The 17,297-nt window shown below is 60.9% G+C and carries 18 protein-coding genes; 9 read left to right on the top strand and 9 right to left on the bottom strand.

The genetic code is table 11. The features are described 5' to 3' along the window. The first annotated feature begins 2 nt into the window (after window positions 1–2). From ACQ7C1_RS05160 to ACQ7C1_RS05140, 5 genes are all read left to right on the top strand, one after another. Window positions 3–962 carry an ABC transporter permease gene (locus ACQ7C1_RS05160; protein WP_430957563.1) on the top strand — a complete coding sequence of 320 codons (960 nt, stop codon included), beginning with the start codon at window positions 3–5 and terminating at the stop codon, window positions 960–962. Then, the gene (locus ACQ7C1_RS05155; RefSeq protein ID WP_430957562.1) at window positions 959–1,966 is read left to right on the top strand and encodes an ABC transporter ATP-binding protein; all 1,008 of its coding nucleotides are present in this window, start codon (window positions 959–961) and stop codon (window positions 1,964–1,966) included. Before ACQ7C1_RS05160 ends, ACQ7C1_RS05155 begins: the two co-directional genes overlap by 4 nt. After that, the gene (locus tag ACQ7C1_RS05150; protein WP_430957561.1) at window positions 1,966–2,958 is read left to right on the top strand and encodes an ABC transporter ATP-binding protein; all 993 of its coding nucleotides are present in this window, start codon (window positions 1,966–1,968) and stop codon (window positions 2,956–2,958) included. The genes ACQ7C1_RS05155 and ACQ7C1_RS05150 overlap by 1 nt, the downstream gene beginning before the upstream one ends. Next, complete coding sequence (locus tag ACQ7C1_RS05145; RefSeq protein WP_430957560.1) at window positions 2,955–4,019, top strand: four-carbon acid sugar kinase family protein; 1,065 nt, start codon at window positions 2,955–2,957, stop codon at window positions 4,017–4,019. Before ACQ7C1_RS05150 ends, ACQ7C1_RS05145 begins: the two co-directional genes overlap by 4 nt. A gap of 132 nt (window positions 4,020–4,151) precedes the next feature. After that, window positions 4,152–4,916, top strand: coding sequence for a FadR/GntR family transcriptional regulator (locus ACQ7C1_RS05140; protein ID WP_085739132.1), 765 nt, complete (start codon window positions 4,152–4,154; stop codon window positions 4,914–4,916). Window positions 4,917–4,966: 50 nt separating this feature from the next. On the opposite strand, the gene ACQ7C1_RS05135 is transcribed toward ACQ7C1_RS05140, so the two are convergent. From ACQ7C1_RS05135 to ACQ7C1_RS05110, 6 genes are all read right to left on the bottom strand, one after another. Beyond that, a complete protein-coding gene (locus tag ACQ7C1_RS05135; protein ID WP_430957559.1) occupies window positions 4,967–6,751 on the bottom strand; it encodes a thiamine pyrophosphate-requiring protein in 1,785 nt (594 codons plus the stop codon). 78 nt (window positions 6,752–6,829) lie between these two features. Further along, window positions 6,830–7,225 carry a DUF2934 domain-containing protein gene (locus tag ACQ7C1_RS05130; protein ID WP_430957558.1) on the bottom strand — a complete coding sequence of 132 codons (396 nt, stop codon included), beginning with the start codon at window positions 7,223–7,225 and terminating at the stop codon, window positions 6,830–6,832. Between the two features lie 51 nt (window positions 7,226–7,276). Then, on the bottom strand, window positions 7,277–7,804 hold the full coding sequence (locus ACQ7C1_RS05125) for a DUF4142 domain-containing protein (protein WP_430957557.1): 528 nt from the start codon (window positions 7,802–7,804) through the stop codon (window positions 7,277–7,279). Between the two features lie 102 nt (window positions 7,805–7,906). Next, complete coding sequence (locus tag ACQ7C1_RS05120; RefSeq protein ID WP_430957556.1) at window positions 7,907–9,889, bottom strand: protein-L-isoaspartate(D-aspartate) O-methyltransferase; 1,983 nt, start codon at window positions 9,887–9,889, stop codon at window positions 7,907–7,909. 61 nt (window positions 9,890–9,950) lie between these two features. Further along, window positions 9,951–10,577 (bottom strand): DUF4142 domain-containing protein, encoded by a 627-nt coding sequence (locus ACQ7C1_RS05115; protein ID WP_430957555.1) that lies wholly within the window; start codon window positions 10,575–10,577, stop codon window positions 9,951–9,953. A gap of 18 nt (window positions 10,578–10,595) precedes the next feature. Continuing rightward, window positions 10,596–12,002, bottom strand: coding sequence for a cytochrome B6 (locus ACQ7C1_RS05110; RefSeq protein ID WP_430957554.1), 1,407 nt, complete (start codon window positions 12,000–12,002; stop codon window positions 10,596–10,598). Between the two features lie 212 nt (window positions 12,003–12,214). Between ACQ7C1_RS05110 and ACQ7C1_RS05105 the strand changes: the two genes are divergently transcribed. The 3 genes from ACQ7C1_RS05105 (at window position 12,215) to ACQ7C1_RS05095 (ending at window position 14,752) form a co-directional block, all read left to right on the top strand. Then, entirely contained in the window at window positions 12,215–14,113 is a 1,899-nt protein-coding gene (locus ACQ7C1_RS05105) for an APC family permease (protein ID WP_430957553.1), read from the top strand. A gap of 75 nt (window positions 14,114–14,188) precedes the next feature. Continuing rightward, window positions 14,189–14,434, top strand: coding sequence for a hypothetical protein (locus ACQ7C1_RS05100; RefSeq protein WP_430957552.1), 246 nt, complete (start codon window positions 14,189–14,191; stop codon window positions 14,432–14,434). Window positions 14,435–14,488: 54 nt separating this feature from the next. Next, on the top strand, window positions 14,489–14,752 hold the full coding sequence (locus tag ACQ7C1_RS05095) for a hypothetical protein (RefSeq protein ID WP_064712032.1): 264 nt from the start codon (window positions 14,489–14,491) through the stop codon (window positions 14,750–14,752). A gap of 71 nt (window positions 14,753–14,823) precedes the next feature. Here the strand turns inward: ACQ7C1_RS05095 and ACQ7C1_RS05090 are convergent, their stop codons facing one another. From ACQ7C1_RS05090 to ACQ7C1_RS05080, 3 genes are read right to left on the bottom strand one after another with little or no spacing between them, the layout of a single operon-like run. Next, complete coding sequence (locus ACQ7C1_RS05090; protein WP_430957551.1) at window positions 14,824–15,624, bottom strand: SDR family NAD(P)-dependent oxidoreductase; 801 nt, start codon at window positions 15,622–15,624, stop codon at window positions 14,824–14,826. Window positions 15,625–15,635: 11 nt separating this feature from the next. Continuing rightward, a complete protein-coding gene (locus tag ACQ7C1_RS05085) occupies window positions 15,636–16,805 on the bottom strand; it encodes a zinc-dependent alcohol dehydrogenase (RefSeq protein WP_430957550.1) in 1,170 nt (389 codons plus the stop codon). After that, the gene (locus tag ACQ7C1_RS05080) at window positions 16,802–16,993 is read right to left on the bottom strand and encodes a hypothetical protein (protein ID WP_430957549.1); all 192 of its coding nucleotides are present in this window, start codon (window positions 16,991–16,993) and stop codon (window positions 16,802–16,804) included. Before ACQ7C1_RS05080 ends, ACQ7C1_RS05085 begins: the two co-directional genes overlap by 4 nt. Window positions 16,994–17,075: 82 nt before the next feature. On the opposite strand from ACQ7C1_RS05080, the gene ACQ7C1_RS05075 reads away from it, so the two are divergent. Then, complete coding sequence (locus ACQ7C1_RS05075; RefSeq protein ID WP_097599713.1) at window positions 17,076–17,282, top strand: hypothetical protein; 207 nt, start codon at window positions 17,076–17,078, stop codon at window positions 17,280–17,282. Window positions 17,283–17,297: the final 15 nt, after the last annotated feature.

Here is a 17,297-nt window from a genome sequence, read left to right as displayed (position 1 = left end):
CCATGTCTGCAATCCCTCTTTCCACCACAGAAACCGTGGATGAGCCGCCGGTCAGCCTGTGGCGCGACGCCTGGCATCGCCTGCGGCGTAACAAGCTTGCCGTTTTCGGTCTCATCGTCGTTCTAATTCTCGCTTTCACGGCGATCTTCGGGCCATATCTCACGCCCTATGATTATCTGAGCCAAGACCTCAATGCCCGCAACGCGCTGCCGTCGATGAGCCATCTCTTTGGAACCGACGATCTCGGCCGCGACGTCTTCAGCCGCGTCGTCTTCGGCACGCGGACCGCTTTCCTCGTGGCCGTCATCGTCACCTTCTTCGCAGTGGTGATCGGCTTGACGCTCGGTGCGGTCGCCGGCTTCTTCGGCAATCCCTTCGACCGCGCCATTATGTGGCTGACCGACGTGACGATGTCGGTTCCGAACCTGCTGCTCGTCGTCGTGATCAACGCGTCGCTGAAATCGCCGATCACCCGGTGGATGGAGGCGCGCTACCTCGAGACCCTCAACCCCTTCTACCGCCAGACCATCTGGGTGGATTTCATCCTCGTCTTCGGGTCGATGGCGCTGATCTCCTGGCCGCCTTATGCCCGACTCGTGCGCGCCCAGGTGCTGTCGATCCGCAGCCGGCCATATATCACTGCGGCCCAGGCGCTCGGCCTTTCAAACTGGATCATCATCAAGCGTTATGTCGTGCCGAATGCGCTCGGGCCTTTGATCGTCTCGGTCAGCGCCGGTCTCGGCACGGCGATGGTGCTGGAAAGCGCTTTCAGCTTCCTCGGTGTCGGCGTCAATCCGCCGACGCCGAGCTGGGGCAACATGATCTCGGACGGCCTTCGCGTCTGGCAGCATTATCCGCATCTTCTCGCCGCTCCGGCGGCCGTGCTCGGCCTTGCCTCGGTTGCCTTCAGCTTCCTTGGTGATGGTCTCAACGACGCGCTCAATCCGCGGGGCAGCAAATGATGGACACGAAAAGCACAGAACGCCTGCTCGATGTCAGGGGTCTGACCGTCGAGATCGATGGCCGCAGCGGCCCGGCCGTCGTCGTCGACGGCATCGATCTCCATGTCGATAAAGGCGAGACCCTCGGGGTCGTCGGCGAATCCGGCTGCGGCAAGAGCCTCACCATGCTGAGCCTGATGCGGCTCCTGCCGAACAAGATCAAGGTCGCTAAGGGCTCGGCCACCTTCGACGGCCGCGACCTGCAGACGATGTCAAACAGCGAGCTGCGCAAGGTGCGCGGCGGTGATATCGGCTTCGTCTTCCAGGACCCGATGACCTCGCTCAACCCCGTCATGCGCGTCGGCGATCAGATCTGCGAGCCGCTGATCTATCACCGCGGCTTGAAGAAGGCGCAAGCCCGCGCCCGCGCCGTCGAGCTCCTACGACTCGTCGGCATTCCCGGCCCAGAAGAGCGCCTACAGGCATTTCCGCACGAACTGTCAGGCGGCATGCGCCAGCGGGTGATGATCGCCATCGGCCTCGCCTGCAATCCAAAGCTTCTCATTGCCGATGAGCCGACAACGGCGCTCGACGTCACGATCCAGGCCCAGATCGTCGATCTTGTGAAGGATCTGCGCGCCAAGCTCGGCATGTCGGTCGTCTGGATCACCCATGATCTGGCGCTGATCGCCGGTCTCGTCGATCGCGTCGCCGTGCTCTATGCCGGCACGGTCGTGGAAGATGCGCCGGTCGACGAACTCTATGCCAGACCGAGCCATCCTTATACGCGCGGCCTGCTCTCCTCGATCCCGAAACTGTCCGATCCACCGGCAAGCCGGCTGAGCTCGATTGGCGGCACGCCGCCGGAGCCCGGCCGACGGCCGAAGGGCTGCCCCTTTGCGCCGCGCTGCCCACTAGTCGAGACGATCTGTCACGAGAAGGTGCCGCAGCTCGAACCGCTCGCCGGCAGCAGCAAACACCGCGCCGCCTGTTTTGTCGTCCAGAGAATGCAGGAGGCCGCGTAATGGTTGCTCAACCGCTGCTCAAGGTCGAAAACCTGGTCAAGCATTTCCACGTCAAGCTCGGCGCTTTCGGCGAACGCTCGGCGACCGTTTATGCGCTCGACAATGTCGATCTCGACATCATGGAAGGCGAGACGCTGAGCCTCGTCGGCGAATCCGGCTGCGGCAAATCGACGACCGGCTTCACCATCCTCAACCTCTACAAGGCCACCAGCGGCAGGGTTGTCTACAAGGGCCAGGATCTCGCGGCGCTCGACGAGACGCAGATGCGGCCCTTTCGCCGCGACCTGCAGATCGTTTTCCAGGATCCCTATTCGACGCTCAACCCGCGCATGACCGTGGGCGAGGCGATCGGCGAGCCGATCCTGTTTCACAAACTCTGCGGCAAATCCGAGCTCAAGGAGAGGGTGGCGGCTCTGCTCACCGATGTGGGCTTGCCCACACGCTTTGCCCAACGTTACCCACACGAGCTTTCCGGCGGCCAGCGCCAGCGCGTCGTGATTGCCCGCGCGCTTGCCTGCCAGCCGAAATTCATTGTTTGCGATGAGGCAATCTCGGCGCTCGACGTGTCGATCCAGGCGCAGATCATCAACCTGCTGCTCGATCTGCAGGAGAAATACGGGCTGACCTATCTTTTCATCGCCCATGATCTTGCCGTCGTGCGCCACATCAGCACCCGCGTCGGCGTCATGTATCTCGGGCGGCTGGCCGAACTGGCCACCCGCGAGGAACTCTTCGACAATCCGCTGCACCCCTATACCAAGGCGCTGCTGTCGGCCGTTCCGGAGACCGATCCGGAACTGGAGCGCACCCGTCAGCGCCAGATCCTGCAGGGCGACGTGCCGAGCCCGCTGAGCCCGCCGTCCGGCTGCCGTTTCCATACGCGCTGCCCGATCGCCATGGATGTCTGCAGCAAGGTCATCCCCGCCTGGAAGGAAGCCAGGCCCGGCCATCTCGTTGCGTGCCACGCCGTCAATACGGAGCAAATCGCATGACGCTAAAGGTTGCGATCATTGCCGACGATCTGACCGGCGCGCTCGATACCGGCACGCCCTTCGTCGAAGCCGGCCTTTCGGTCGCCGTCGCCATCGATATAGAGGCGGCGCGGGAGGCGGTCGCTACCGCCTGCGATGTCGTCGTCATCAACACCGCCTCCCGCGCACTGGATGAGCGCGAAGCCGCCGAAAGAGTACAGTCGGCGGCGACGGTCTTTCGTGGCGAGAAGCCTGCGGTCGTCATGAAGAAGATCGATTCCCGGCTGAAGGGCAATGTCGCGGCGGAAAGCATGGCGCTGGCGAAGGCATTCGAGCTGAAGACCATCCTCGTCGCGCCCGCCATTCCCGATCAGCAGCGGTTGACCTACCGGGGCTGTGTCGTCGGCCGCGGCATCAACCGGCCGCTGCCGATCGCCGAGCTGTTCAAAAGCGGTGCGGACCGCGTCGTCGTTGCCGATGCCGGGGACGATGCCGACCTTGACCAGATCGCTGCGGGACATGACTGGCAGACGACCCTTGCCGTCGGCGCCCGGGGTCTCGGCGCCGCACTTGCCCGCCACCTCGGCGAGGCAGGTCAGTCGACTAGGAGGGAATTTGCGGCAAGCCCGCGGACCCTGTTTGCCTTCGGCTCGCGCGATCCGATCACTGCCGCTCAGATGAACCGGCTTGAAGGCACGGGTGCCTTGCGCATGGTGGTGGATGCGCCGATGGGCGAGATCGAATGTGGAGAAGGTCTGGCGCTGCCGATGCTGTTGCGGTGCACAGGCGATATGGCTGCCGATGCCGGGCTCGTCGCCCGCAGCTTTGCGGCAGGCGTCAAGGCTGTCATCGACGACACGAGGCCGGATATGCTGATGGTCGGCGGCGGCGATACGGCTCTTGCCGTTTTCCGCACATTGGGTGTGAGGGTATTGGCGCCCAAGGGGGAGATCGAAGCTGGTATTCCCTGGTTCGATGTGAGGGCCGCCGATGGCCGGCGTTTTCGGTGCGCCGTCAAGTCGGGGGGCTTCGGTAAGCCTGATAGTCTGCTAAAACTGGTTCTTCGGAATCAGGCGGCATAGAACAGGATGGTTTAGGCTCAACCAGCCTAAACCATCCTGTTCTAAATTCTGTAGTGAGAGCATGATGTCGTCCGAAAACCGCTCACACTTTTCGGCATCATGCTCTAGTAAGATACCGTCGGGGAGAATGACGTGGTTGAAGTGAACGGCGAATCTTTGAACGCGGAAGCCGGCCCGGCGGGCAAGCCCGAACGCGGCAAGGCCGTCAAGCTGGTCGATCGTGTCTTCGACCAGCTGCTCGAGCGGATCCGCGGCGGGAACTACCCACCGGATTCACGCCTTCCCGGCGAACATGAACTTGCCTCGATGCTGGGTGTTTCCCGGCCGATCGTCCGCGATGCGCTGGCGCGCCTGCGTGATCAGGGCATGGTCTATGCCAGGCAGGGGGCCGGCACCTTCGTCAGCGCGCATGGATCGCCGACGACGCAGCTTGCCTATTCGCCGGTCAAAACTATTGCCGATATTCAGCGCTGCTACGAATTCCGTCTGACCATCGAACCGGCCGCGGCCTATTTCGCCGCCAAACGCCGCAATGAGCAGGCGATCCAAAAAATTGCCAGCGCCCTTGCCGATCTGCGCGAAGCGACCAGCCATCAGCTTCACCGCACCGACGCCGATTTTATCTTCCATCGCGCGGTGACGGAGGCTGCCAACAACCATTATTACACCGCCTCGATAGATGCGCTAAAAGCCCATATCGCCGTCGGCATGCATCTTCATGGTCTTTCCCTGCTCGGCCCCCGCCAGGGGCTGGAACAGGTCTATGAAGAGCATAACGCCATCTACAAGGCGATCGCTGACGGCCGGGCTGATGATGCACAACGGCTGATGAAGGCACATCTCGAAGGCTCCCGCGACCGTCTGTTCGAGGGCAGGGTGCTGGATCTTTCCTTCTGACGGCTCGGGATTGACTCGAACAATTCGTAACGGGGAAGCAATCCCGTCGGCTACCGTCGCGACAGAATGCCGGCAAAGAGCTGGCGAAGAGTACCGGCAATGACACCTTCCTGATGCGGATCTCCCGTCATCAAGGCCGATGTGAGGTTCCGCATCTGCTCGAAGGTGATGTGCGGCGGCAGCGGCGGCACTTCGGGGTCGGTCTTCACCTCGAGGATGACGGGGCAATCGGCGCTCAGGGCTTCTTCCCACGCGCCGCCGAGCTGAGCCGGCTGGTCGACGAAAATGCCGCGCAATCCGATGAGTTCGGCAAACTTGTGATAGGCTATGTCAGGGATGGACTGCGACGCGTCGAATTTCGGATCGCCCTCCATCACCCGCTGCTCCCATGTCACCTGGTTCAGATCCTGGTTGTTGAAGACGCAGATGACGAAAGTCGGATCGGCCCAGTCCTTCCAATATTTGGCAACGGTGATCATCTCGGCGAGATTGTTCATCTGCATAGCGCCGTCGCCGATCAGGCCGACGACGGGGCGATTGGAATGAGCGAATTTGGCGGCGATCGCGTAGGGGACGGCAGCTCCCATCGATGCCAGGCCGCCGGAAAGCGAGCCCTTCATGCCGCGGCGCATCTTCAGGTCCCGTGCATACCAGTTTGCGCAGGAGCCGGAATCACTGGTGACAACGGCGTTTGCCGGCAGCCGCGGCGAAAGTTCGGTGACGACGCGCTGCGGATTGACCGGATTGGCGTCGACGTGAGCGCGCTCGTCCAGCGTCTTCCACCAGGAGGCGACGTCTTTCTCGATCGTTTGCCGCCAGCTGGTATCAGGATTTTCCCGCAACAGAGGCAGCAGCGCGCTGAGCGTTTCGGCCGCATCGCCGGTCAGGTTGAGCTCCATCGGATAGCGTAGCGACAGCATGTCGGGATTGATGTCGATCTGCACGCCGCGCGCGCTGCCTTCCTCCGGCAGGAATTCGGAATAGGGAAAACCGGAGCCGATCATCAGCAGGGTGTCGCAGTCGCGCATCAGGTTCCATGAGGGGTCCGTCCCGAGAAGGCCGATCGAACCCGTCACCCATGGCAGGTCATCCGGCAGCGCGGCCTTGCCGAGCAGGGCTTTGGCAGCGCCCGCCTGGAGGCGGTCCGCAACGGCAATGACCTCGTCCGTGGCTTTGAGCGCGCCGGCGCCGACGAGGATCGCCACTTTCTTTCCCGCGTTCAGAATATCGGCCGCGGCCTGAAGATCGTCTCCGTGCGGAAAGACTCGCGGCGGGCGGTAACCCGGACCCGAATGCACGGTTCCATGCTTTCGCGCTGGCTCCTCATAGGGCATTTCCTGCAGATCGTTCGGCAGAATGATCGCTGTCACCGTCCGGTTTGCAAGTGCGATGCGAACCGCGCGGTCGATCAGATGGCGCACCTGCGCCGGGGTGGAAGCCTGCTGCACGAAATCGCTGGCGACATCCTTGAAGAGGGCGGCAAGGTCGAGCTCCTGCTGGTAATGTCCGCCGAGCGCGCGGCGCGCCTGTTGGCCGACAATGGCGAGAACCGGCTGATGGTCCATGCGAGCGTCGTAAAGACCGGTGATCAGATGGGTGGCGCCGGGTCCCGAGGTTGCGATGCAGACGCCGAGTTCGCCTGAGAACTTCGCATAGGCGGCTGCCATGAAAGCCGCCATTTCCTCGTGCCGTGCCTGGATGAACTCCATCTTGTCGGATGCGCGATGGAGCGCCCCGAAGACGCCGTTGATGCCGTCGCCGGGATAGCCGAACATACGTCGCACACCCCATTCGCCAAGCCGTGCCACAAGAAAATCGCCGACAGTTTTCGCCATGGATGCTGTTCTCCCGGAATCGTGTGGAATGTGCTGGAAGCGGATCTACTCCGGATCGAGCCTGTTTCAGCCGTGGGTTTAATCGCGGAGGCGGCCCCAAGACGGATCCCATTCGACGTCCTCGACAAGTTCGACGAAGACGGGCTGGCTGCTGTTGCCTCTATGGGACTCGGCCAGTTTGAATGCCGCCTCGGGCTCCATTTCCTCGCCGGGATAAACCGTGTCATCCAGGTCGCCTTCCGCGACCTTGCGGACATATCCCCTGATCTGGTCGCTCGATCGATAGAGTTTGATGATCAGCGACCCTGGCGGCGCAGCGCCGTGAGAATATCGGATGTATTCCCGATCATCTGGGGCCGGGTCAACTGTGTCGTCGCCCGCTCGATACCAATGTGCGAGGTCCTGACCTTCGGGCCGTCCCTCGCGTTCCCAAATCCGGTAGGCGCGGATCCTTCTTGTCTCCTCATCGATCATCCTTGCCTCCCAGCGGGCCTCATGATCGCCTTGACCATGCGGTCTTGCCGCTTACTTGTTGAGTTCCTCGGCCATCTGCAGATGATGTTCCAGAGCGGGGCGCGTGCTTGCAGCCCATGCCTTCAGTTCTGGATTGTCCCCTTCGTCGCCATAGCGCTTGAAGAGATCGACCGCGTCCTCATGGGCAGATTCCTGGTCGGAGTGATATTGCTTGTTGAAATCGGCTCCTTGCAGGCTGTTCAGCTTGTCGAGCATGCTTTGCTGATCCGACGTTATGGCGCTCGGAAGCGCTGCCTTGACCTTGCCGCCGGAAACTAACGCCTTGAGTTCTTCGCTGGTCTTCTGATGGTCGGTGAGCATCTGCTGCGCGAAGGCCTTCGTCGCATCGTCGCCACGTTCGATCGCAAGCTTGCTGGAGGCGATTTCGAACATGTCGCTTGCGGCTGCTTCCTTGACGAAATCTTCCGTTTTCGGCGGCACGCCGATCAGGGAATTGACCCCGCTCTTTTCGGCAGCCGATTGCGCAAAGGCCGGAACAGCAAGCGAGAGGGCGAGCGAAGCGATAACAAAGCGTTTCATAAGGATCTCCTGGGTTGGTAATCGCCAAACTTGCGGACAGGCGCAGAGTTCCCGCCTTATCGCGTTGTTGATGATCGCTGTTCGTTCGACAGAGGCCGGGGCTTAGAGCCCAAAGGGAAAAGTTTCCGGATCCGATGTACCGGACTCCGGTGCCATAAGCGGTGAAAGCGCTCGAGTTTGATCGAACCAGAGAAATGCATCATATTGCCGCGACAGCGATGTCGACATGTAATGGCTCAGCCGTTCCGTTTCCGGCCGGTAGATGACGCCGATGAAGCGCTGAAGCCGCTGTTCGACGAGGCTTGCATGCAATTCTTCATCGGCCGCGAGGTCGAGGAGAAATCGCGGCTTTCCGGAATCGTGACAGAGACGCTCGTAGCTTTGCGGCAGGGACGGATTGACCTGCTTCTTCTCGGCCTGTCCATCCCAGTCGTTTGCCGCGATCACCTCACCGGAATGCGTTCCCAGTCCTATGAGGCTTGTCATTCCATCGAAACGCTGCCGGCACAGCTGGCCAAGGTTCAGTTCGTCGCGGGCGGCTGCCATATCGGTATAGCGAGCATCGCCGATATGCGAGTTGTGCGCCCATATGATGATCTTTGCCGTCGGACCGTGGAAGTCGAGGAGATGCTCGATGGTATCGGCCATGTAGGTGTCGCGGAGATTCCAGGCCTGAGAGCCGCCGTAATACATGATCCGGTAATACCGCTCGGCTGCGGCTAGCAACCGCGCCGACTGGGCGGCGTTCAGAATGTCATCACCGTCTGAGGCAGCGTCGTCCAGGGAGCGCGCCAGCAGCTCCGTGCATTGCCTTAGCACCGCCTCCTCGCATGATCTATAGGCATCGGTAAGCACGGCCCGGCCATAAGTCGCCGGATCGCTCTGCCAGGGGCTGAGGCAGCCATAGCGTTCCCTGGCAATTTCGGCGGATTCCGGGCTGACATTTTCGAGATAGTCGAGGACGGATCGGATCGATCCCGACATGTTGTAGAGATCCAGACCGTAGAATCGCACCGGATCGGCGTGTAAAGCCTTGCGACGCTCGTTATCTCCTTTCAGCCAGCCGAGGAACCGCGAAAATTCCAGGTTCCGCCACATCCATCTGGGAAAACGGCTGAACGGCCGATCGCCTTTCGACGGCTGACCGTTTATCCAGCGGTCGATCGCCGCGGCATCCGGCCAATCCGCTTCGACCGCCACCATATTAAACCCGTGATGTTCGATCAGGTGACGGCTGATGGCGGCACGTGCTTCGTAGAATTCGGCGGTGCCGTGGGTGGATTCACCCAGCAGAACGATGCGGCTTTCGCCAAACCGATCGAAAAGGGCGGCAAAGCTCCGGTCGTCGACCGAGGGAAATTCTTCCGCCACGGCCGCGATGAGTTTGTAAGGAGTTTCCTCCAAGAGCGATGACGGGGCTGCCGCCGTGTACATCGGATGTGCGGCAGTCCAGGCATCCTCGCCGATCAGGGGAACGAAGAAGACGCCGCCGAGATCCTCCTCCTCGAAGGTGGTTGCACCGGTGCGCGTGATGCGTTTCAGGCGCTGTTCTTCACCTCGGCCGACCGGGATGACGAGCCGCCCACCGAGATCCAGCTGCTCCTTCAAGGCGGCCGGCACCTCGGGTGCGCCCGCGGAAACGATAATGGCATCGAAGGGAGCGGCTTTGGCCCAGCCCTTGCTGCCGTCGCCGACCCGGACGTCGATGTTGCGGTATCCGAGCTTGTCGAATCGCTCTCGGGCCTGAACCGCCAAACTTTCATGCCGTTCGATGGAATAGACGTGTTTTGCGATCCGGCTGATGAGGGCCGAGGCGTAGCCGGAACCGGTTCCGACCTCCAGAACCTTGTCGCCGGCGTCCAGATCGGCTTTTTCGATCATCAGTGCGACGATGTAAGGCTGCGAAATTGTCTGCCCCTCGCCGATCGATAACGGGGCATCCTCATAGGCGAATTCCTCGAAGCCGGGATCGACGAATTTTTCGCGCGGCACCATCCGCATCGCCCTGGTGACGCTTCGATCGCGAATGCCGCGACGCATGACATGATGTTCGACCATGTGGTCTCGGCTGCGGGTCATATCCATGGATCACCTCCACTCTCAAGGAGAACAGCTGAATGCAGGCGGTTGTTCCGGGGCAATGGCGCTATTGCGGCTTCGGCCCGCTTGCCGCCATGGCTTGCGCGGGCAACCGGATTGCCGCGCCCGTCAGCTCGGCATTGATTTCCTGCGCGCGTCTGAGATGATCGAGCACGATTGGCAGCATCGACGCCGCCAAACGTTGCATTTCGGCGTCTTCGCCGAGGGAGATTTCCCACGCCAGCAGTTGCGCCGTCTTCTGATGGTCGACGATCTGTGCCTTGATATAGGCAATATCGAACGGCGTGCCGCTCAGCTTGTCCAACTGATCGCGAACCACTTGATGATCCGCATCGAGCGTCTCGGGAAGCGGAATCTTGGCAGCCTCAGCCAACTCTTTCAGCTTGGCGTTAGCCTCCGTGTGATCGCGGACCATCATCTCCGCGAATTGTTTGGCGGCATCCGCTTTCGCTCTGCTGGACGCCATCCTGCCCAGTTCGACCTCCGCCAGCCCGCCGGCGGCTGCGAGCTGAGCAAACAGCCTGTCCTGGTTATTAGTCTGGTGCGGAGCGGGAACGCCGGGCTTCGACATCTTTGTGTCGGCGCCCATTCCGGCCGGATTGCCGATCTGAGCGAAAGCGGTGCTGCTGAGCAGCATGATCGTGGTGAGCACGGCGATAGGGTTGCGATACATGGGCCTCTCCTTCATGCCTCACAGCGTCAACAGGTAGGCGACAAGATCCTCCTTCTCCTGTCCGGTCAGTTTGACCCCGAGGACAAGATTGAAGAATTCGACGGTGTCGGCGAGCGTCATCAGCCGTCCGTCATGCAGATATGGCGGCGAATCCTTGATGCCCCGCAGCGTGAAGGTTTTGATGGGGCCGTCAGGCAGCGTGACGAGATCATTGTAAGCCTGGCCGATCCTGTAAAATCGTTCGAGCTTCAGGTCATGCATGTTGTTCTCCATGAACTCCGTCTGGGGAACGTGGCAATCGGCGCAGCGTCCCTTGCCCATGAAGATTTTTTCGCCGGCCAGTTCCTGGGAGGTGGCGAGCGCGGGATCCAGCCGACCGAACGGGTCGAGCTTCGGAGCGGGTGGGAAATCGATGATATTTTGCATCTGCGCCATCATCGCGACCTGGTTCGGGCGGTCGGGAAGATTAACGCCTTTGCGTGTCGCGCTGACATGGTCGCCGTTGAAGTAGGCCGTTCGCTGTTCGAATTCGGTGAAGTCTTCGACCGACCGCAGCGAGCGCTTCGATCCGTGAATCTGCTGGTTGAAAAGGCCGCGCAGGCTTGTCGTATCTAAGCGGAAACGGTCCGCTTGCGGGCGAACATCCGGGGTCAGGTGAAAGGCTGCATTGGTGTGGAAATTGGCATGACAGTCGAGACAGGCGACGCCCATGCTCTGGTCCGCGACCTTCCTGTCCTCGGTCTGGTTGAACTCTTCCTGCGGAAAGGGCGTCAGAAGCAGCCGCAGCCCTTCCATCTGAACCGGCGTGATGATGCCGTTCATGATTTCGTAGAAGTTCTTGATCGTCAGCAACTGGCCACGGGAAACGTCGCCGAGCTCCGGATGGGTAGTCAGAAAGACAGGTGGCGGGAATTCCGGGGTGAAGTTGTCGGGAAGGTCGAAATCGACGTCGAAGCGGCGGAGATCCCGCATTTCCCTCGCATTTATCTCATCGATCTGGCGATTGGGAAAGACTTGCCCGCCGGTCGCCTGCTTCACATGCGGCAGGGGCAGGAAGCCTTCCGGAAGCAGGTTCTTCTCCTTGATCTCTGCCGGTGTCATGTCCGCCAGCTGATCCCAGCTCGTGTCCGCCGGAAGCTTCACGCGGATGCCATCTTGCACCGGCTTCATGCCCCCCGACATCATGACACCCGGCATCGGCTTGTCCGCCAGATCGTAACGCCGCTCCAGAAGGGTGCGCTGCCGTTGAGCGACCTCGGGTTTCTGCGCCTCGTCGATTTTCCTTGCCTCGGAAAACGGCATGGTCGGCAAAGGCCGATAGGTAGTGTCGGGCGGTAAGGGGTCTGACAAGGCGCCGGCTGCAAGGACGCCGACACCGGCAAAAGAGGCCGCGTAAAGCAATCCAACAGCATGAGATTTCCGCATGTCCCTCTCCTCTGCTCGCGGGTTGAGCTGGCGTCCGAACTGCACGCGGAACTAATTGTTCCGCACAATTCGCGTGCGGTCTGCAGTTTCTGGTGGATCGGTTCGGGGGCAGCGGACTGTCTCGTGCCGGGAATAGCCTATGCCGCGGCGCCGGGAACCCGAGCGAGCGCCGATTGTTGGTTACCGCCGTCAGCCCCGGGATAGGAATAGAAATGAACCTCGCGACTTTCCTGTTTGGTCGGCGTCTCGCCAATCGCGAGCACGAAGACAAGAAGATCGGTTGGATAGAGGCAGTGCCCGCAATGGGGCTCGATGGCTTGGGATCGTCATCTTACGGCCCCGAGGCAGCGCTCACCATTCTCATGCCGCTGGGGGCGCTCGGTCTGACCTATATCGGGCCAGTGATGGGCTGCATTGTCGCTCTGCTGACGATCCTGTATTTCTCCTACCGGCAGACGCTTGCCGCCTACCCGACGAATGGCGGCGCCTATGTGGTGGCGAAGGAAAATCTTGGGGAATATCCGAGCCTGCTTGCTGCTGCGGCGTTGATGATCGATTACGTCTTGAATGTCGCTGTGGGCGTTTCGGCAGGAATCGGAGCGCTTGTCTCGGCGTTACCGGGCCTTCATCCGTACATTCTGCCTCTCTGCCTCGTCGTCGTCCTCATCGTCATGCTCGCCAATTTGCGCGGAACGGGAGAGGCCGGTTGGCTATTTGCACTGCCGACCTATCTCTTTATCATCTGCTTCCTGGGCGTCATCGGCTACGGCCTGATCGCGATGGCCCTGGTGGAGAAACCTGCACCCGTCGTCTCCCCGCCTCCGCTGAACCCGATAGCACAGGGCGCGACCATATGGCTGCTTATGCATGCATTCGCCAGCGGCTGCACGGCGATGACCGGAGTGGAAGCCGTTTCCAACGGGATGGGATCGTTCAGGCAGCCCGTCCTGCGCAATGCCCATATCACGCTCACCGTCATCGTTGTCATCCTCGGTCTGCTGCTCGGCGGTATCGCCGCCATCGCTACCGTCTTCGAAATCGGCGCAATGGATCAGACGAAGGAGGGCTACCAGAGCGTGCTGTCGCAGCTGATCGCCGCCGTCGCTGGCCATGGCGCCTTCTACTATATCGCGATGGCAAGCCTTCTCAGTGTCCTTTGCCTGTCGGCCAATACCAGTTTTGTGGGCTTCCCACGTCTTTGCCAGATGGTCGCCGCCGACGGCTATCTTCCCAAGGCCTTCGCCCAGCCGGGACGCCGGCTGGTATTTACTGTCGGCATCCTCTTTCTTTCCGGCTTCGCCGCGCTGCTTCTGACCGTCTTCGGAGGAATCACCGATCATCTGATCCCGCTCTTTGCAATCGGCGCATTTTTGACGTTCACGATTTCTCAGGCAGGGATGACCGTTCACTGGCGCCGTCAGCCCAAGAGGTACACTGCAAAGCTGACGATGAATGCGGTCGGCGCGATTTCGACAGGTGCGGCGCTCATCATCATCCTGATCGCCAAGTTTGCGGAGGGCGCGTGGATCACCCTCATCACGGTCCCGGTGACCATTGCCATTCTGAAATCGATCAAGAGCTATTACCGCTCGCTTCAACGCGAACTCAGGACGCCTGGTCCTATCACCGTCGAAGATATCGAGCCGCCAACCGTTCTTGTCGTAACCGAAACATGGAACAGGTTGAGCGAACGCGCCATCAAGTTCGCACTGACGATCTCGCCCGATGTTGTCGCCGTCCATTTCATCCGTCTCGGTGGGCCCGATCGGGAGGAAGGTGAAAAAGCGCTTCGCGAGGAATGGCGCATCGAGGTGGAAGAGCCGATCGCCGCCCGCGGGCTGAAGCCGCCGCGGCTCATGCTCATCCCAGCGCCTTATCGGCAACTGCATGAGCCGCTTTTGCGGCTGATCGAAAAGCTCGATGCCGATAGTCCGGAGAGGCGGGTCGCCGTTCTGATCCCTGAAACGGTGAAAGACAAATGGTGGCAGAAGCTGCTGCACATGAACAGGGCAGGACGGCTAAGGGCAAAACTGGTCAAGCTTGGAGGTCCACGCCTGACGGTGGCGACGGTTCCCTGGCGGCTATATCGGGAGGAGCAGGCGGCGGCGTGAGGGGCCTTTGCGCCGCCCCGTGGCGGAACTTAGTGTGCGGAGGGAAGTTGGACAGGCATCAGCAAAGAGGCGCCGATGTCCGCGAATCCACTTATGACAGAACCGGTCGAAGAGCTTGCCACCCGCCTCGAGGCGATGACGGACGACGAGCTGTTCTTGACCATGAGCGCGCTGGAAAAAGCGAGCAATGCCGCCAAGAACGATGCGACGGCAGAGGTTCTCTTCCGGATAGCTTTGACCGAGGACGAGATCGAGCGGCGTTATCCTGGCCAAGTGCTCGCGCCCTATCGTGACTGGAAGCAAAGACAACCGCTGCTGTAACCGCGTGAGCCATGGCAGCACCATCGCTCAAAACCAAGAGGAATGGAGGCTTCAATGAGCAGTTCCGAGACAACGACGGATCACAAGAAAATCCGCAAATGGGCGGAGGAAAGGGACGGCAGGCCGGCGGCTATCCGGACTCGCGGCAAAGGCGGCGTTCTCCGGATCGATTTCGGCGAAAAGGAAGAGGAATTCGACGAGATCGACTGGGATGAATTCTTCAAGATCTTCGACGAAAACAAGCTCGCCTTTCTTTACCAGGACAAAACCAAGGACGGAAAGACGAGCCGCTTCAACAAATTCGTCGAGCGCGACTGAGCGCTCGATCTCATTGGCTTTGGTCGCTGCCGTGATGATGGCGGCGACCAGTCGTTTAGGCAAGCTGCCATCTATTTTGTGCCCGAACCGGGCTTTGCCACCTTCGAATGCTGATGGGCGAGCACGCTTGCCGGCGTGACATTGGCAACGGCAGCTTGGAGCTTGTTCTTCCAACCGCTCACAACATCGCCTTCGCCGTCCATCATCGCATCATAGCCGATGCGCGCGACTTCGCCGGCGTCGTCCTTCTTCGACTGACCGATCGCCGTATCCAGAAGACCGGCGCGTTTGAAGAACTCGGTTTCCGTCGCCCCCGGCATGAGGCAGCTGACGGTGACGCCGGAATCCTTCAACTCCTCGCGCAAGGCGAAGGAGAAGCTGTTGATGAAGGCCTTGGTGGCGTTATAAACGGCCTGGTAGGAGCCCGGCATAAATCCGGCGATCGAGCCTGTCAGCAGGATGCGGCCCCCGCCGCGGCTGCGCATCTGGTTGCCGATCTGATGGATCAGGTAGATCGTTCCGGTGATGTTGGTTTCGATGACCTTGCGCGCTTCATTGAAATTCTGGTCGAGGAAACCTTCGCCGATGCCGCGCCCGGCATTGGCCATCAACAGATCGACCGATCGGCCGCTCGCGGTGATGCGCTCGGTCAGCCGGTCGACACCTTCAAGCGTTGAAAGGTCGGCCTCGACAGCTTCGACTGAGGTGCCGAACGCCTTGAGATCGGCGGCTGCCTGGTTGATCCGTTCCTCGTCGGCGGCAAGGATGAGATCATAACCGTCCCGGGCCGCACACTTCGCCAGTTCGTAGCCGATGCCGGTGGAGGCGCCGGTGACGACCGCCAGGCCTTTGCCTGATTGACGATCAGCCATCATGTTTCTCCTTAAGGTTTTAGGACGACCTTGATGCAGCCGTCCTGCTTGTCGCGGAACGTCTTGTAGAGGGCCGGACCGTCTTCCAGGGTGCCGCGATGTGTGATGACGAAGGACGGATCAATGTCGCCCTTTTCAATATGCTCCATTAGGACCGGCAGATAATGCTGGACCGGCGTCTGGGCCATTTTGAAGGTCAGGCCCCGGTTGATTGCCGAACCCATCGGGATCTTGTCGAGAAAACCGCCATAGACGCCGACGATCGAGACCGTGCCGAAGTTGCGGCAGCAGTGGATGGCCTGACGCAGCACATGCGGGCGGTCCGTGCCCATGAACATGGCGACCTTGATGCGGTCGAGGCGCGAATCCCAGCTGGCGGCTGCTTCGGCTTCGGTTCCGACGGCATCGATGCAGGCGTCCGCACCTCGCCCGTCGGTCAATTCCATGATCTGCTCGTAGACGTCCTTGTCCATGAAATCGAGGGTGACGGCGCCGGCCGCTTGCGCGAGCGCCATCCGCTCGGGCACTGCATCGATGGCGATCACCCGTTCGGCTCCGAGCAGGAAGGCCGAGCGTATTGCCATCTGGCCGACCGGGCCGCAGCCCCAGATCGCGATCGTATCGCCGGGCTGGATGTTGCAGAAATCGGCCGCCATATAACCGGTTGGGAAAATGTCCGAAAGAAAGAGCACCTGCTCGTCGGAAAGCCCTGCCGGCACCTTGATCGGCCCGACATCGGCATAGGGCACGCGCAGATATTCCGCCTGTCCGCCGGCATAGCCGCCGAGCAGATGCGAGTAGCCGAACAGGCCCGCCGGCGAGTTGCCCCAGAGTTTCGCGACCTTGGCTCGATCCGGATTTGAGCGCTCGCAACCGGAATAGAAGCCGCGCTTGCAGAAGAAACATTCGCCGCAGGAGATGGTAAAGGGCACGACGACGCGGTCGCCGACCTTGAGCTTGGTATTGTCCTTGCCGACTTCCACCACTTCGCCCATCGTCTCATGACCCATGATGTCGCCGCTGTGCATCTCCGGCATGACGCCGTCGTAGAGATGCAGATCCGATCCGCAGATCGCGCAAGCCGTAACCTTGATGATGGCATCGCGCCCGTCCTGGATATGAGGATCGGGGACGCTGTCACAGCGGATGTCATGCTTGCCGTGCCACGTCAGAGCTCTCACGATGTTTCCTCCTCGCCGGTCGCCAGCGCATCGGTCCGAAAATTGGAATCGATTTTCGGAAAGGCCGATGCGCAGATCCAAGGTGTTAGAGCGCTTTTGAGCGTCCGAAAGGACGCGCAGCGCTCTAATGGCGCTTCAACCTCAGCTTCGGAGAAATGTTCCCGACGATGCAGGGCTTTCATGGTCACGGGTTCTGGGCCGCCTCAGGGGAACCGGGGACCATCCAGTGAGTTCACTGCGGAAGGGTCGCAACGTTTCAAGGAGACAATCATGACCTCCCCCAAACATGCCAAGACCACGAAGCCAAGCGATATCGACCTTACAGACGATCCGGGCATCAGCCGTTCGCGTGGCATCGTCTCGCCGCCGGACGACGAAGCGATGCAGGCTGAAAACACCGTGGAAGGCGACACGGCCAACGACACGACGCCTCAGGGCGGTGTGAATCCACGCCATCGCGGACGCACCAACAAATAATCGTGACAGTTGGGC

This window comes from Rhizobium sp. Nf11,1 (genome assembly GCF_050587665.1).
In the GTDB taxonomy this organism is placed as follows: domain Bacteria; phylum Pseudomonadota; class Alphaproteobacteria; order Rhizobiales; family Rhizobiaceae; genus Rhizobium.
This window is presented reverse-complemented; position numbering and strand designations above follow the sequence as displayed.